Genomic DNA, 14,253 nt, shown 5'->3' on the forward strand with positions numbered 1-14,253 from the left:
GCGATCATGGCGGGCGAATTCAAGCCGAAGAAATCCGTGGCGCTGTCCGGCGTCACCGCGGGCAACACGGCGCTCTGCACCGTGGGCCGCACAGGCAACGACCTGCACTATCGCGGTTACGACATCCTGGACCTCGCCGAGACTAGCGAGTTCGAGGAGATCGCCCATCTGCTGGTGCATGGCGACCTGCCGACCGCACCGCAGCTCGCGGCCTACAAGGCCAAGCTCAGGAACCTCCGCGGCCTTCCTCAATCTGTGAAGGAGGCGCTGGAGACGGTGCCGGCGGCCGCCCATCCGATGGACGTGATGCGTTCGGGGGTCTCGGCGCTGGGCTGCGCCCTTCCGGAGACCCACGACCACAATCTGCCGGATGCGCGCGACATCGCCGATCGGCTGATGGCGTCCCTGGGGTCGATGCTCCTCTACTGGTTCCACTTCGCCCATCATGGCCGGCGGATCGAGGTGGAGACCGACGATGACAGCATCGGCGGCCACTTCCTGCACCTGCTGCATGGGAAGCCGCCGTCGGACAGCTTCGTCCGGTCGATGCATACGTCGCTGATCCTCTACGCCGAGCACGAGTTCAACGCCTCGACCTTCGCGGCGAGGGTCATCGCCGGCACCGGCTCCGACATCTATTCGGCCATCGCCGGCGCCATCGGCGCCCTGCGCGGCCCAAAGCACGGCGGCGCCAACGAAGTCGCCTTCGAGATCCAGAAACGCTACGCGACGGCGGCCGAGGCCGAGGCCGACATCCGGCGGCGAGTGGAGGCCAAGGAGGTCATCATCGGCTTCGGCCATCCGGTCTATACGGTGTCCGACCCGCGCAACGTGGTGATCAAGCGGGTCGCCAAGTCTCTGGCCGACGAGAGCGGGTCGCAGCGCCAGTTCGCCGTCGCCGAGCGCATCGAGCAGGTGATGGGCGAAGCCAAGCAGATGTTCCCCAACCTCGACTGGTTCAGCGCCGTCTCCTACCACCTGATGGGCGTACCCACCGCGATGTTCACACCGCTGTTCGTGATCGCGCGGACCTCCGGCTGGGCGGCCCACGTGATCGAACAGCGCCAGGACAACAAGATTATCCGTCCGTCCGCCAACTATGTCGGCCCGGACAACCTCGCCTTCGTGCCGCTGGCGGCGCGCAGCGAAACCCTGCCGGCCTGAGGAGTCCCCATGCCCTACCTCGTCGCCAACGATCTTCCCCGCGAGAGCGCCGGCCGCCGGTTCCGCGCGCTGCTGGCCCAGCCTGAAATCCTGCAGCTTCCCGGCGCCCACAACGGCATGGCCGCCCTGCAGGCGCGGGCCGCTGGCTTCCAGGGTCTCTATCTGTCGGGCGCGGCCATGACCGCCTCGATGGGCCTGCCCGACCTGGGTGTCATCACGGTGGACGAGGTGGCCTTCTTCGTCCGCCAGATAGTCAGGTCCTCCGGCCTGCCGGTCCTGGTGGATGGCGACACCGGCTATGGCGAAGCTCTCAACGTCATGCACATGGTCCGCACCTTCGAGGACGCAGGTGCGGGCGCCGTACATCTAGAGGACCAATTGCTTCCCAAGAAGTGCGGTCACCTGAACGACAAGAAGCTGGCCGACGCTCGGGACATGGCGGCCAAGGTGACGGCGGCCAAGAAGGCCAGCCGCGACATCGTCATCATCGCCCGCACGGACGCCGCGGCAAGCGAGGGGCTGGACGGCGCGGTGGCCCGGGCCCAGCTCTACGTCGAGGCGGGCGCCGACGCGATCTTCCCCGAGGCGCTCAACACCCGTGAGATGTTCACGGCCTTCGCCCAGCGGATGCCGGGAGTGAAACTGCTCGCGAACATGACCGAGTTCGGCAAGACGCCGTTCTTCACCGCCTCGGAGTTCCAGGACATGGGCTACCGCATGGTGATCTGGCCGGTCTCGTCGCTCCGCGTCGCCAACAAGGCGCAGGCGGACCTCTACGCCTCGATCGCGCGCGATGGCGGCGCGCATAACATGGTCGACCGGATGCAGACGCGATCCGAGCTCTACGAACTGATCGGGCTTCATGACTACGAGGCGTTGGACGCCTCTATCGTTCAGACCGTCGTTCCTGATGTGATGCTTCAGCGCGAGCCAAGCTGAGCGGATGGCTGCTGATGCGGAGGCCGGCCTCGATCACGCTTTCCTTAAAGGTGTTGCAGCCCAGGGACGACATGGCCTCTTCGGCGGCTACGGCAAGGCGTAGCGGAGCGTCACCATGGCCGAGCGGGGCGCGCCGGGGAGGTTGAGGTTCGGGCTCGTGCCGTGGCCGGAGACAATGTAGCCCTCGTCCAGCAGGTTGCCGACATTGAGCTGGGCGACCAGCGGGCCGAAGCGCTTCCAGACCATGGCGTCGACCGTGACATAGGCCGGCAGGGTGACAGTATTGCCGGGATTGGCGAAGCGGTCGCCGACATAGTTGGCGCCGACCCCGAAGCCGTAACGGCCCTCGACGCCCTTGGTCAGCCAGATGTTGGCGCTGTGCTCGGGCGTGATGGTGGCGCGCTTGCCCTTGATCGGCCGTCCGGCGTCGACGGCGATGGAGTCGGTCACCTTGGCGTCGAGATAGGCGTAGCCGGCGAGCGCGCGCCAGCCGTCGGCGAGATCGAGGTGGCCGGTCAGCTCGATCCCGTCAGTACGCTGCACGCCGATCGGGATGATCTTCAGCGTCGCCGGGTCGGTGGCCTTGATGTTGGTGCGCTCCAGCCGGAAGACCGAGACCGTGGCGCTGGCCTGGCCGTCCAGGAAGTCGAACTTGCCGCCGACCTCGGTGTTGGTGGTTTCCTCCGGGGCGATGTCGGCGTTGCTGGCGGCCAGGGCGAACGTCTCGCCGGACGGCTGGAACGAGCGGCTCCAGGACGCGTAGTAGGACTGGTTCTTGGTCGGCTGCCAGACCAGGCCCAGGCGCGGGCTCCAGTTCTTGTCGGTGCGCGCCAGGTCGGCCAGGCCGGGCAGGTGCTGGTCGGTCTCCTGCTCGAAGCGGTCGTAGCGAACCCCGACCAGGGCCTTCCAGTACTCGCCCAGCGACACCAGATCCTGGACATAGACCCCGAGCGTATCGAACGTCGTGCGGTTGTCGGCGGTCGGCGCGCCGGGCACGGTCCTCGGTAGGAACGGCAGGACCGGGTTGAACAGCGAGACGGTCGCCACGCCGCTACGCGAAAAGGTCAGGGCGTCCTTCACCTGGCGGCCGACCTCGATCCCGTAGAGGATCTGGTGGCCGGTGGCGCCCAGAGTCAGGTCCTGGCTCAGTTCGGCCTGATTGAACCAGCCGTGCTCGTCGCGCTCCACGTTCGAGCGGTTGAGGCTGACGGTCTGGGCCGCCTCGTTGACCGAGCCGGGCAGGGTGTTGAAGCGCGACAAGCTGTAGTCGTAGTAGCGGAAGGCGTTGCGGAACTTCAGGGTTTCGCCGAAGCGGTGCGTCAGGGTCGCCGTGCCGGACGCGACCTTGCTCTCGCTGGTGTCGACGTCGCGGGCGTTGGCCGCGCCGTAATAGGTCCTGGCGTCTACCGCCACCGGCCGGCCGCGGTAGGCCGGGACGCCGAAGTCGGTGACGCGCTCGTCGCGCAGATAGTCGGCCTGGAGCAGCAGGGTGGTGTTCTCGCCGAGCGCCAGGCTGACGGCGGGGGCCACCGCCTCGCGCTCAAGGAACTGGGGATCGCGATAGCCGTCGGCCCGTTCGACCGCGCCGGTCACCCGCACCGCCGCGCTGTACTGCGGCAGTACCTTGCCGAGGTCGAACTCGATGCGCCCGTCGCTCCAGGCCCCGAAGCTGACCGCGGCGGCGGCCAGGTCGAAGCCCGGCTTGCGGGTGACGCGGTTGATCAGCCCGCCCGAGGACCCGCGGCCGTAGAGCACCGAGGCCGGGCCCTTGATCACCTCGACCCGCTCGATGTTCGACAGGTCGCGGAAGTAGAGCGCATCATCGCGCACGCCGTCGATGAACTGGTCGGCGATGGCCGTGAAGCCGCGTATCGAGACCTGGTCGCGCTGGCCGTCGCCGTGCGAGAAGCCGACGCCGGGCACGTTCTTCAGCACGTCCTGCAGCGACAGCGCCCGCTGGTCCTGCATGACCTGCAGCGCCACCACGTCGATGGTCTGGGGAATGTCGCGCAGCGGCGCATCGACCTTGGTCGCCGTGGTCGCCACGGTCGGCTTGTAGTCGTTCTTGCGCCCAACCAGCGTCAACTCCGAGACGGTGGTCGGCGCGTCGTCAGCCCGCGCCGGCAAGGGAGCCAGCAAGGATGTGGCCAGGAGAGACAGCAGCAGGCGGTTGGACGAAAACGACACAGGCGGACCTTCTTGAAAATAAGAATGCGTCTAATAATCATTCGCAATACTTGTGTCAACGCTGAAACCCCCGACATGGGCCGCGTGGCGCCCGCGACCGGCCCAACCGTTCAGACCCTGGCCATCGGGCCATGTCTCTCCGGCGCGGGAATGAAGTTGACCGTCTCCACCGCACGACAGGCGGCGCCGATCGGCGCGGGCTTGATCAGCGCGACCGTCAACCTGGGGGCGGCGGCAGCGGATGAGCGGTCCCAAGATCGCGAAGGCGCTGGGCATGGCCTGCTCGACGGTGGGCGCGGTGCTGCGCCGGCTTGGCCTGGGCAAGCTGGCGAACCTCGATCCGAAGCCTGTGGTGATCCGCTACGAGCGCTTCGCGCCCGGCGAGATGATCCACCTGGACATCAAGAAGCTCGGCCGCTTCGACATCGAAGGCCACCGGATCACCGGCGACCGCCGCAAGGGCCGCTCGCGCAAGGCCGGCTGGGACTTCCTGCACGTCTGCGTCGATGACGCCTCACCTACGCCGAGATCCTGCCCGGCGAGCGCAAGGAGGACACCGCCGCCTTCCTGGAGCGGGCGCTCGCCCGCCGCGCCCGCCCAATCGCGCCCTGTCTCCTTCTCCGCCCCCTTCCACGCCACCGCAGCCTCGTTCCAGTCCCCGAACGATCGCGGTCCCCTCCGCGGACGCTGGTGGTCACCGGAGCGACACACTGCACTTCCGTTGAGACAGCCCTCAGAAGCTGGCGTTCAGCGACACCCGCACCGCGCGCGGGGCGCCGGGCATGATGTTGTTGTCGCCGTGGCTGGTGGGGAAGTAGCGCTTGTCGAACAGGTTCTCGACGTTGACCTGCGCCCGCAGCTGGTCGGTCAAGCGCACGAATACTGCCGCGTCGATCCGCGTGAACCCGGGCAGGGTCACGGTGTTGGAGATGGAGGCGAACATCTTCGTCTGGTGGATGACGCCCAGGCCCGCGCCGAACCGGTCGTTGAGCTCGTACTTGTTCCAGAGCGAGAACGTGTGCTCGGGCACGAGCGGGACCTGGCGGCCCGCCGGCGCGGCCGAGGTGGTGCTGGTGATCTCGGCGTCCTGCCAGGCATAGCCACCGACCACCTCCCAGCGCTCGGTGACGCGACCGGTGAGGCCCGCCTCGAAGCCCTCAGTGCGCTGGGAGCCGGTGAGCACGACCTGGCCCGGGCGCGCCGGGTCGGGCGCGGTCGTGTTCTCGCGGTCGAGGCGATAGAGCGCGGCGGTCAGCAGCAGATCGGGCGTGATCTCCCACTTCAGGCCCGCCTCGAGGTTCTCGAACTCCTCGGGCTCGAGGGTCTCGCCGGTGGCGCTGAGCGAGGAGAACTGGTCGCCCGAGCTCGGCAGGTACGAGACGCTGTAGCTGGCGTAGAGCGACACCGGCTCCACCGGCTTGAACACGACGCCCAGGCGCGGCGACCAGAGGTCGTCCTGCCGCGAGAAGTCGCGGCGGCCGGTGGTCGAGGCGCGGCGGTCGACGAAGTCGACGTCGAAGCTGTCGAAGCGCAGGCCGGCGATCAGCTGCAGCTGGGGCGTCAGGTCGATCTGGTCCTGTAGGTAGACGGCAGCGACCGTGGCCTTGACCCGGTTGTTGGCGTCATTGCCCGTGGTGGTGAAGAAGATCGGCAGGCCGCGCCGGGTCGGGTCGGCGAACGGATTGCCGGCCAGGGTCGTGGGGCCGGTGACGGTGTTGAAGTGGCCGGTGCGCCGCAGGTTTGAGGTCTTCTGCCGGCCGAACTCGGTGCCGGCGAGGAATGTGTGCCGCATGCCGCCGAGGTCGGTCTTCCAGACGATGTCGGTCTGGTTGAACAGGTTCTCGCGCGGGCTGACGTTCTGATAGGCCTGCAGCGGATAGGTCGCCGGCGCGCCCGTGGGCCCGGCCACCGCCGCCCCGCCCGGGAAGATGTTGGCGTAGTACTTGTCGTAGTCGCCGTAGACCGTGCGGTTGCGCACCGTCAGGCTGTCGGAGACCTGATACTCGACGCCCAGGTTCACGAGGTCGACGTTCGTCCGCGCGTAGCTGCGCTCGGGATCGCCGAAGAACGCGCCGCGCGGCGCTGGCGACGGTCGGCCGGCGAACGAGGGGGCGCCACGGTCGGTCGTGCGGTCGTCCTCGAAGTGCTCATAGGACAGGGATACGGTCAGGCCCGCGTCGTTGCGCCAGCCGATCGAGGGGTTCACGCCCCAGCGCTCGACGTTGACGAAGTCGCGGAAGCTCTCCGAGCGTTCATAGAGGCCGACGACCCGCCCGGCGAAGGCGTCGTTGAGCGGTTGAGCGAGGTCGACGGTGAAGCGGCGGTGGTCCCAGGACCCGAGTTCGACGGTGGCGGAGCGCTCGTCGGACCAGTCGGCCTTCTTGGTCACGCGGTTGATCAACCCGCCGCCGCCGCCACGGCCGAAGATCATGGCGTTGGGGCCCTTCAGCACCTCCACCCGCTCGACGTTGTAGAGGTCGCGGAAGTACTGGACGTCGTCGCGCACGCCGTCGACGAAGAAGTCCGCCGTCGTCGCGTTGCCGCGGATTGTCGGCGCGTCGCGATGGCCTTCGCCTTGGCCCATGGTGACGCCGGGCACATAGCGGACCACGTCGGCCATGGTCTGCATGGCCTGGTCGCGGATCAGCTCGTCGGTGACGATCGTGACGGCCTGCGGGACGTCCCGCAGCGGCGTATCGGTCTTGGTGGCGGTCGCGGTGCTCTTGGCTCGATAGGTGTCGTCCCGGGGGGCGATCACCGTCAAACCGCTGACCTCTGCGGACCCGGCCGCGTCGTCCGCATGCGCCGCCTGGGCAGCCAGCGCCAGCATGAGGGGCGCGAGGGCGACGAATGTGGCGTTGCGGCGGATGTTCACGAAAGGCCTCTCAACAGGTACGACTGCAAATGAGACGCGCTCTTAAGTGTCACGTTTCAATTTGGCAATGAGAATTAATCTCAATTCAGGTCGCCGCCCGCCGACGCCATTCATGCCGGGTTCAGCCGCCCGGCGCGCTCCTTGGCCTCACGAGGGATGGTCATCTCAAGGGGTCCGGCGCCGATGGCCGTTCTGACGATCAATTCTTATTCGGGTTTCGACATGACGCGGGGCCTGTTCCCCGCGGGCCGGCTGCTCGATGTGTTGGAGGCGCGCTCCTACGAGCATTCCATCGCCTACGACAACGAGTCCGGCGACTACGCCGAGGAGGACTTATTCGGCTTCGGGTTCACCTATAACGCCTTCGACGAGCTGGTCGGCGGGATCGTGACCGACCAGGACCACTACGTCGAAGGCCTTCCCGTCTTCTCGCTCAGCGACGCCGACATCTCGGTGGCCACCTGGCTGGACTATGTGGACGCCGGCGACGCCGTGGGCGAGCTCGCCTATGTGTTTCGCGGCGACGACGAGATCCTCGGGAACCAGTGGGACGACCGGCTCGTCGGCATGGGCGGGTGGGACGACATCTGGGGCGGCGGCGGCGATGACGACATCTACGGCGGGGCCGGCGACGACTACCTGCGCGGCGAGGGCGGCGACGACCTGATCGAAGGCGGCGACGGCCATGACGACCTCCACGGCAACACCGGCTCCGACCTGATCTATGGCGGCTGGGGCGACGACTGGGTCGTGGGGGGCAAGGACCACGACGAACTCTACGGCGAGGCTGGCTGGGACATCGTGCTGGGCAGCCTGGGCGACGACTACGTCTCCGGCGGCGACGGCGACGACTGGGTCCGCGGCGGTCAGGGCGACGACGAGGTCGTGGGCGGCGCGGGCTGGGACTGGCTCTCCGGCGACCGCGGCGCTGACACCGTGACGGGCGGCTCGGGGGCCGACATTTTCCACACTTTCGGTGAAGCCGGCGTCGATCGGGTTTTGGACTTCAACCTCTCGGAAGGCGATCGCGTCATGCTCGACTTTGGCACGACCTATTCCGTCGCCCAGGTGGGTCCCGACACGGTGATCAGCATGGGTGGCGGTGGGCAGATGATCCTGGTGGGAACGACGTTGGGCGCGCTGACCCCTGGATGGATTTTCGCGTCGTAGAGCCGAGGTGATCCGCTCCCACTGCGGGCATGTCTACGGGTTAGTTTCCATGCGGGGCGCGGACTTGAAACCGCACCGCAGGCTTGATTCTTGGTGGAGCGGCGAGCGCCGATGATGGTCCTGGGAGCTCGATCGCTATGGCGACCTCGCTCCCGGGACCATCATCGGCGCCGGCGCGCGTGCGTTGGTTGGACGTGAAATCGCGAGGAAGCACCGCTGTTGGGCAGCAGGACCTCGTGGTCCGACCACCTAATCCAGCCGAGGGCGAGAGATGTCGGCCGTGTCCAGTTCACGCCGCCAATGAAAGCTCCGCTGGCACGACGGTTTGCGGTTCGACGCGCCCGCCCCGAAGCCACTGCGCGACCTTGCCATCCGGCGCCTTCCCGAGGCTGTCCATGACGACCTGCGAGATCCGCTCCTGCTGCTTGCGCAGGTGGCCGCTAAGGAGCCGGTCGCGGGTGATGTAGCCGGCGTTCACGCCGGGGAGCGAGTGGTTCATCAGTAGGTGGACATCAAGCTCGGAGACGCCGGCGACCTGGGCCAGGGTGCGGTAGCTCTGGCGAAGATCGTTGCCCCACTTCGACAGCACGTCGCGATCTTCCTTGTGCTCGATCAGGTGGCCGCTGACGCTGTCGGCTGGGAACAGCCAGAACTCCGCCTGCTCGGGATAGAACGTCCGGCCAAGTCGCATCGCCCGGATCATGCAGCGGATCATCGGGCGCGAGAGCGGGATGCCGAACGCCTTACGAACACCGCCCTTGGGTTTGGGGATATGGACGATGCGCTGGCGCAGGTCGATGTGCTCGATCCGGATGTGCTTGAGCGCCGTCGGCCGTGATCCGGTCAGCAGGGTCAGCAGATGGAACTCGCGCCGGATGGCGTTGTCGAGGGCGTGCAACTCATGCAGCCAGCGCCCGGTTTCGCGATCGCCCATCCCGGTGTCGCGGCGTACTTCGGGGTTCCAGTCGACAGCCTTCACGGGATTGATCGGCGGCAGGTCAGGATTGCTCTTCAAGGCGTGGTTGTAGACCGCGCGCAAGCTGCGCATCGCGCCGTTGGCGGCATAGCGGCCATTGTCCGCGGAGATCTTCTCATGTCGCTCGGCGACGATGGCCGGTCGGCGCCCGAGGCGGCTCAACGGATGATCGAGCCAATCCGCCAACAGCCGCTCGATGTGGTCGCGGTAGTTGCGGATCGTGCCCTCGTCACGACCCTTTCGGATAAGATGGGCGTCCCTGTAGCGCTCCCAGGCGGCCCGGAGCGTGATCTCCCCGGGTTTTGGCTTAGCGGCATCGCCAGGCCGCTCGCCGCGCGCGATCGACGCCAGGGCTTCCTTGGCCTTGCCGCGGGCCTCCCGGGTGGAGATGTCGCCGAAATCGCCGAGCTTGACCTGGGCGCGTATCTCGCGGACGCCGTGGCGCCAGAATTCGCCCTCGACCATGTAGGTCTTGGAACGCTTGCCGACCTGAACGAAGAACCCACCAAGCTCGGCGTCGCGGACCTTATATTGACCCGATGTTGCATACGGCAGTCGAATGATCGCCTTGTCGGTCAGTGGAGGTTGTTGGGACTTCATGAGACTTGCCAGCAATTTTAGTCGGGGCTAGTCGGGGGAGGTCGTTTCCGAGGGTCTTCTCGGTTCCGTCTCGCCAACATACGCCAGACTACGAAAATGTCCTTAGGGAACAATGGCATATGTTACTGCAAACTGCCAGCAATAGTACTCTAGCGTAACCTCGGATATGGCCATCTATATTCTACGAATCTGAGGGTCGGACGTTCGAATCGTTCCGGGCGCGCCAAATTCTTCCCACTCCTTTGCGAGACGCCGGGCCCGGCCTCGATCCGGCGCTCGCCGCCGCTCGCCGCCGGGAGACGATGCGGGGTTTGGGGAACTTGCCAAACTTGTCGCCCCACCAGAAACCTATGACGCCTGACCGTCGCTCCGATGGTGGGCGGGGGAGAACATCATGCGGATCATCAGCCCGGGCCTCTGCGCGCTCGTCCTGCTCGGCGGCTGCGGCGCGCAAGCGCCCGCCGCCAAGCTCCCGGCGGCGCCCGCCGCGCCGGTCTCGGCCCTGCGCGACGCGCCGGAGTTCGCCGGCTGCGACTGGCGGGAGGTCAAGGGCGCGCGGTTGACGATGCAGGCCTTCGCCTGTGGCCCCGACCACGGCGGGGTCCATGTCGAGGCCGACGACGGCCTGCCCGGTTTCCGGCTGGTCGACGCCACCGGCGAGAGCCGGATGGTGGTCCGCACCTTCGACAAGGCGGCCGATGCGCCGCTGGCGGCCATCCTGCCGGCCGTGCGCGCCGCCTCGCCGGGGCCCTACACCGCCGCCTGCGCCTTCGCCCCGGCCCCGGGCCATGACGCCAAGGGCAAGGACCGCTTCGTGTTCGAACCCACCGGCGCGGACAAGGCGGCCTGGGACAAGAGCCAGGCCAGCGACGCGCCCATGGAGCCGCCCTGCGGCCCGCTGGGGGTCTCCATCACCGGCGACCGCTTTTTCACCGTGATGTCCGGTCATCCGCAGACCGTCGTCTATGCCGACATGGGCAGCGAGATTCAGATCTTCGACCCGGAAACCCTGCGGCTTGTGAGCGCGCCGTAGGGCGCGGCTAGGCGGGGATCGAGGCGCGCGCCGCCGGGCGGCGGACCTTGGGGGCGATGGCCTCGACGTCCAGGCCGATCTGCCGGGCCGCGCGGATCAGCTGCAGGAAGCGCTGCACGATGATCTGGCTGCCCTGCATGACCTCGGGCGCCTGCTGGCGGCTCATGGCCGACAGGTAGCCGCCGCGCACCCGGTCGGCCCAGCCCAGCACCTGGTGGCGGGCGAGGCGGCGGCGCACCGTCTCGTGGGGCATGCCCAGCCGCTCGGCCAGCTCGGTGACCGTGGCCGGCCGGCGAAGCGCGTCGGGGGGCGGGCTGTCGGACCAGGCATAGGTCGCCGCCAGCTCGGGGTCGTAGGTGATGGCCTCGGCATTGGCCACCACCAGGGCCGAGAAGATCACCGCGTCCAGCATCGAGCCGTAGGGTTCGACCCCGGCCTCCAGAACCCGCAGGATGAAGTCGTCCAGCAGGTCGGAGAGCGGGGCGGCCAGGGCGTCGTCGTCCATCGGGGGGCCGAGCGGGCCAGGGTCGAACGCGAAGTTCAGGCCCTTGAGGTCGGCCACCAGGGCGCGCAGGGCGGCCAGGCGTCCCCGGGCGCGCCCGACGCGGGGCCAGATCGGTTCGTCCGAGAGCCGCACCCCGGACTCGCCGGCCCGCGCCAGCAGGCCCGCGGCCTCCAGGGCGCCCACCTGGCGGCGGGTGGTCTCATAGGGGAGGTCCAGGGATTGGGCGACGGCGCGAACGCTGATCGCGCCGGCCGGGCCGGCCGGTCGGCGGTGCGAGGCCTGGGCGACGGCCAGGTGGACGGCCGCGCGGGTGATGCTGCCCTCGTGGCTCAGGATCAGACTGCGGCACTCTTCCAGCAGGAACTCCAGCACGCAGCGCAGGATCAGCCGGTAGCGCTGGTTGGTGGCCGAATCGGACCGATGAATCATGGCCAGCTTCCCCCAAAGCTGGACCAGAACAGCCCGTAAGCGGGGCCGCCGCAAGGCCGGGTACGATGTTTTACAAAGTCGCCGCCGGCGCCGCGCCGCCGCGCTCTAGCCGGGGCCTGGCAGGCGGGTGGTCATCGGGACCTCCGGATCGGTCGGGGGCGCGACGGCGGGGGCGGGGGGCGGCGCGGGGGCGGCGGTGGTCACCTGAGGTACGGCCAGGGGCGCGGGCGCGATGGGAGCCGGGCTCGCGGCCGCCTCCGTCCGGTTCGGCGCGCGCGCCGGCGGAGGGGAGGCCGCCCGGGGCCTGGCGAGGGCCGGCTTGGCGGGCGGAGCTTGCAGGACCGGCGGGGGCGGCGGCGCGGTCTCCGCCGGCGTGGGGGCGGTCGCGACGGTCGCCGGCGCCGCGGGCACGGCTTGCGGCGCCTTGGGCGTCAGCAGCATGGCGGCGATCACGGCGGCCGCGGCGATCAGGACGCCGCCGCCGGCGATCAGCGGAACCCGCGACCCCCCGGCCTGGGCGCCGGAGGCCTGGCTGGTGCGGGCCAGGACCGAGTCGCTCACCAGGGTCCTGTCGGGCGCCGGGGCCTCGACCGGCGGCGGGGCAGCCTGCGCCGCGACCGGCGCGGGCGGCGCGGCGGGGGTGGGGGCCATTCCGCCGCTGAGGATGCCGCCGCTGAGGATGTTGCGCGGGGCCGGCGCCTCCGCGCGGGGCGCCGGGGCGCGGATCAGGTTGGGCCGGGCGGGGCGCTGCGGCCGGGGCGTGATCGTCCGGCTGAGGCCGAAGGTGGTGGGGGGTTGGCGGCCCCAGGCGCCGCGGGGCGTTCCAAACGGGTTTTCGTCCTGGGACATGAGACCTCCCCCGCCGCCGCGAGCGGCGCGCTGCAAATCCCCCGACCCGCCTCTTAGGTCGCCCGGGACTTCGGCGGTTCTATGACGCCGCCGCGCCTCAGGCGGGGGGGCGCGCGCACATGCGGCGGAACCGCTCCACCCCCACCGGCGTCAGGGCCGCCGCCGTCCGGCCGGCGTCGGCCACCCAGCCGGGTCAGGACGGCGAGAAGACCGATGTCGGCATGTAGGTGACGGGCGTCTCGCTCACGCGGCGACCGCCTTCATGCCGGCCGGCATGCGCGAGCGATGATAGGGCCGGTCGCCCAGGACGGTGGCGCGGTTCATGATCCGGCGATGGGGCAGGTAGTCGTTGACGGCGTAGTGCTGGGTCACCCGGTTGTCCCAGAAGGCGATGGCGTTGTCCTTCCAGCGCCAGCGGACCAGGAACTCCGGCTTCTGGATGTGCTCGAACAGCATGCCCAGGATGGCGTCGCTCTCCTTGCGGCGCAGGCCCTTGATGCGGTCGGTGAAGCCGTAGTTGATGAACAGGCCGTCCTCGCCGGTCTCCGGATGGGTGCGCACCACCGGGTGCAGGACCGGGGGATTGGCGGCCAGCGCCTTGGCGTGCTTCTCGGCGCCGGCGCCGGCCGCGACGATGCCCTGCTGCGGGAAGCCGCGGGCGAAGTCGTGCACCGCGTCCAGGCCCGACAGGAATTCGCGGAAGGTGGGCGACAGGGCCTCATAGGCCGCCTTCATGTTCGACCAGATGGTGTCCCCGCCGCTGGGGGGCAGGTGCTTGGCGTAGAGGATCGAGGCCATGGGCGGGGTCTCGATGAAGGTGACGTCGGTATGCCAGCTGTCGTTGTCGGTGGGGTTGTCCTTGTGGTTGTCCAGGATGAACAGTTCCGGCGCCTCCGGCACGCCCGGATAGAGCGGGTGGGTGTGGAGCGCGCCAAATCTCGCGGCGAAGTCGCGATGCTGAACCGGCGTGATGTGCTGGTCCTCGAAGAAGATCACCTGATGGGCCAGCAGGGCGGCGCGGACCTCCGCCAGCTCTTCGTCGTCGAGCCGTTGCGACAGGTCGATTCCCTCGACCACCGCGCCGATGGTGGGGGTGAGCGGCGTCACCTGGAACTTGGCCATCCTTGATCTCCCTTGCGCCGGCATCTAAGCGCGCCTCGCCCCGGCTTGCCAGGGGTCGGGGCCGGGGAATCATGCGAGTTTGCCACCATGTCCAGCCCCCCCGGCCTTCCCGAGTTCGACCTGCCGATGATCTTCGCCGACAAGGTCGCGGGCCTGGGCTTCCAGTCGGGGGTCTTCCGGGTGGCCTTGGCGGCCAGCGTGGCCAACACCACCGGCGAGACCGAGATCATCAAGTCGGGCTACCTGATCCTCAGCCCCGAGGGCATGCTGGAGCTGCGCAGCCAGGTCGATCAGCTGATCGGCGAGCTGGAGCGCCGCGGCCTGATGAACCTGAAGCCCGCCAAGCTGGACGGCTAGCGCCCGGATATACTTGTCTGCGGCAATCTGTCTTGCGCGCCCCGGCT

At 68.7% G+C, this 14,253-nt stretch carries 12 protein-coding genes; 5 read left to right on the forward strand and 7 right to left on the reverse strand.

All coding sequences use genetic code 11. The features are described from left to right. Window positions 1–6 precede the first annotated feature (6 nt). Window positions 7–1,164, forward strand: a complete 1,158-nt coding sequence (gene prpC / locus ACO06I_RS19935; RefSeq protein WP_421934359.1) for a bifunctional 2-methylcitrate synthase/citrate synthase — start codon at window positions 7–9, stop codon at window positions 1,162–1,164. Window positions 1,165–1,173: 9 nt separating this feature from the next. Continuing rightward, on the forward strand, window positions 1,174–2,103 hold the full coding sequence (gene prpB, locus ACO06I_RS19940; RefSeq protein ID WP_421934360.1) for a methylisocitrate lyase: 930 nt from the start codon (window positions 1,174–1,176) through the stop codon (window positions 2,101–2,103). Window positions 2,104–2,190: 87 nt separating this feature from the next. On the opposite strand, the gene ACO06I_RS19945 is transcribed toward prpB, so the two are convergent. The 3 genes from ACO06I_RS19945 to ACO06I_RS19955 form a co-directional block, all read right to left on the reverse strand. Continuing rightward, a complete protein-coding gene (locus ACO06I_RS19945) occupies window positions 2,191–4,290 on the reverse strand; it encodes a TonB-dependent receptor (protein ID WP_421934361.1) in 2,100 nt (699 codons plus the stop codon). Between the two features lie 217 nt (window positions 4,291–4,507). Beyond that, window positions 4,508–4,726 (reverse strand): hypothetical protein, encoded by a 219-nt coding sequence (locus ACO06I_RS19950; protein WP_421934362.1) that lies wholly within the window; start codon window positions 4,724–4,726, stop codon window positions 4,508–4,510. 297 nt (window positions 4,727–5,023) lie between these two features. Further along, a complete protein-coding gene (locus ACO06I_RS19955; protein WP_421934363.1) occupies window positions 5,024–7,165 on the reverse strand; it encodes a TonB-dependent receptor in 2,142 nt (713 codons plus the stop codon). 183 nt (window positions 7,166–7,348) lie between these two features. Here ACO06I_RS19955 and ACO06I_RS19960 point away from each other — a divergent pair, with 183 nt between their 5' ends. Further along, window positions 7,349–8,335, forward strand: coding sequence for a calcium-binding protein (locus ACO06I_RS19960; RefSeq protein ID WP_421934364.1), 987 nt, complete (start codon window positions 7,349–7,351; stop codon window positions 8,333–8,335). 289 nt (window positions 8,336–8,624) lie between these two features. Here ACO06I_RS19960 and ACO06I_RS19965 read toward each other — a convergent pair whose 3' ends face one another. Beyond that, window positions 8,625–9,911 (reverse strand): integrase arm-type DNA-binding domain-containing protein, encoded by a 1,287-nt coding sequence (locus ACO06I_RS19965; RefSeq protein ID WP_421934365.1) that lies wholly within the window; start codon window positions 9,909–9,911, stop codon window positions 8,625–8,627. A 394-nt stretch (window positions 9,912–10,305) separates the two neighbouring features. Here ACO06I_RS19965 and ACO06I_RS19970 point away from each other — a divergent pair, with 394 nt between their 5' ends. Then, window positions 10,306–10,944 (forward strand): hypothetical protein, encoded by a 639-nt coding sequence (locus ACO06I_RS19970; RefSeq protein ID WP_421934366.1) that lies wholly within the window; start codon window positions 10,306–10,308, stop codon window positions 10,942–10,944. Between the two features lie 7 nt (window positions 10,945–10,951). Here ACO06I_RS19970 and ACO06I_RS19975 read toward each other — a convergent pair whose 3' ends face one another. The 3 genes from ACO06I_RS19975 to tauD form a co-directional block, all read right to left on the reverse strand. Then, window positions 10,952–11,878 carry a DeoR family transcriptional regulator gene (locus ACO06I_RS19975; protein WP_421934367.1) on the reverse strand — a complete coding sequence of 309 codons (927 nt, stop codon included), beginning with the start codon at window positions 11,876–11,878 and terminating at the stop codon, window positions 10,952–10,954. 105 nt (window positions 11,879–11,983) lie between these two features. Further along, entirely contained in the window at window positions 11,984–12,727 is a 744-nt protein-coding gene (locus ACO06I_RS19980) for a hypothetical protein (protein ID WP_421934368.1), read from the reverse strand. 243 nt (window positions 12,728–12,970) lie between these two features. Then, the gene (tauD, locus tag ACO06I_RS19985) at window positions 12,971–13,849 is read right to left on the reverse strand and encodes a taurine dioxygenase (RefSeq protein WP_421934369.1); all 879 of its coding nucleotides are present in this window, start codon (window positions 13,847–13,849) and stop codon (window positions 12,971–12,973) included. Between the two features lie 87 nt (window positions 13,850–13,936). Between tauD and ACO06I_RS19990 the strand changes: the two genes are divergently transcribed. Next, window positions 13,937–14,206, forward strand: coding sequence for a hypothetical protein (locus ACO06I_RS19990; protein WP_421934370.1), 270 nt, complete (start codon window positions 13,937–13,939; stop codon window positions 14,204–14,206). Window positions 14,207–14,253: the final 47 nt, after the last annotated feature.

It is taken from the genome of Phenylobacterium sp., from assembly GCF_965229015.1.
Classification (GTDB): Bacteria; Pseudomonadota; Alphaproteobacteria; order Caulobacterales; family Caulobacteraceae; genus Phenylobacterium.

What these genes read in the sequence shown, in the direction of transcription:
- ACO06I_RS19990 (WP_421934370.1), top strand. Translation starts at nt 13,937, where the DNA reads ATGTCCAGCCCCCCCGGCCTTCCCGAGTTCGACCTGCCGATGATCTTC.
- ACO06I_RS19975 (WP_421934367.1), bottom strand. Translation starts at nt 11,878, where the DNA reads ATGATTCATCGGTCCGATTCGGCCACCAACCAGCGCTACCGGCTGATC.
- ACO06I_RS19960 (WP_421934364.1), top strand. Translation starts at nt 7,349, where the DNA reads ATGGCCGTTCTGACGATCAATTCTTATTCGGGTTTCGACATGACGCGG.
- tauD (WP_421934369.1), bottom strand. Translation starts at nt 13,849, where the DNA reads ATGGCCAAGTTCCAGGTGACGCCGCTCACCCCCACCATCGGCGCGGTG.
- prpC (WP_421934359.1), top strand. Translation starts at nt 7, where the DNA reads ATGGCGGGCGAATTCAAGCCGAAGAAATCCGTGGCGCTGTCCGGCGTC.
- ACO06I_RS19980 (WP_421934368.1), bottom strand. Translation starts at nt 12,727, where the DNA reads ATGTCCCAGGACGAAAACCCGTTTGGAACGCCCCGCGGCGCCTGGGGC.
- prpB (WP_421934360.1), top strand. Translation starts at nt 1,174, where the DNA reads ATGCCCTACCTCGTCGCCAACGATCTTCCCCGCGAGAGCGCCGGCCGC.
- ACO06I_RS19965 (WP_421934365.1), bottom strand. Translation starts at nt 9,911, where the DNA reads ATGAAGTCCCAACAACCTCCACTGACCGACAAGGCGATCATTCGACTG.
- ACO06I_RS19970 (WP_421934366.1), top strand. Translation starts at nt 10,306, where the DNA reads ATGCGGATCATCAGCCCGGGCCTCTGCGCGCTCGTCCTGCTCGGCGGC.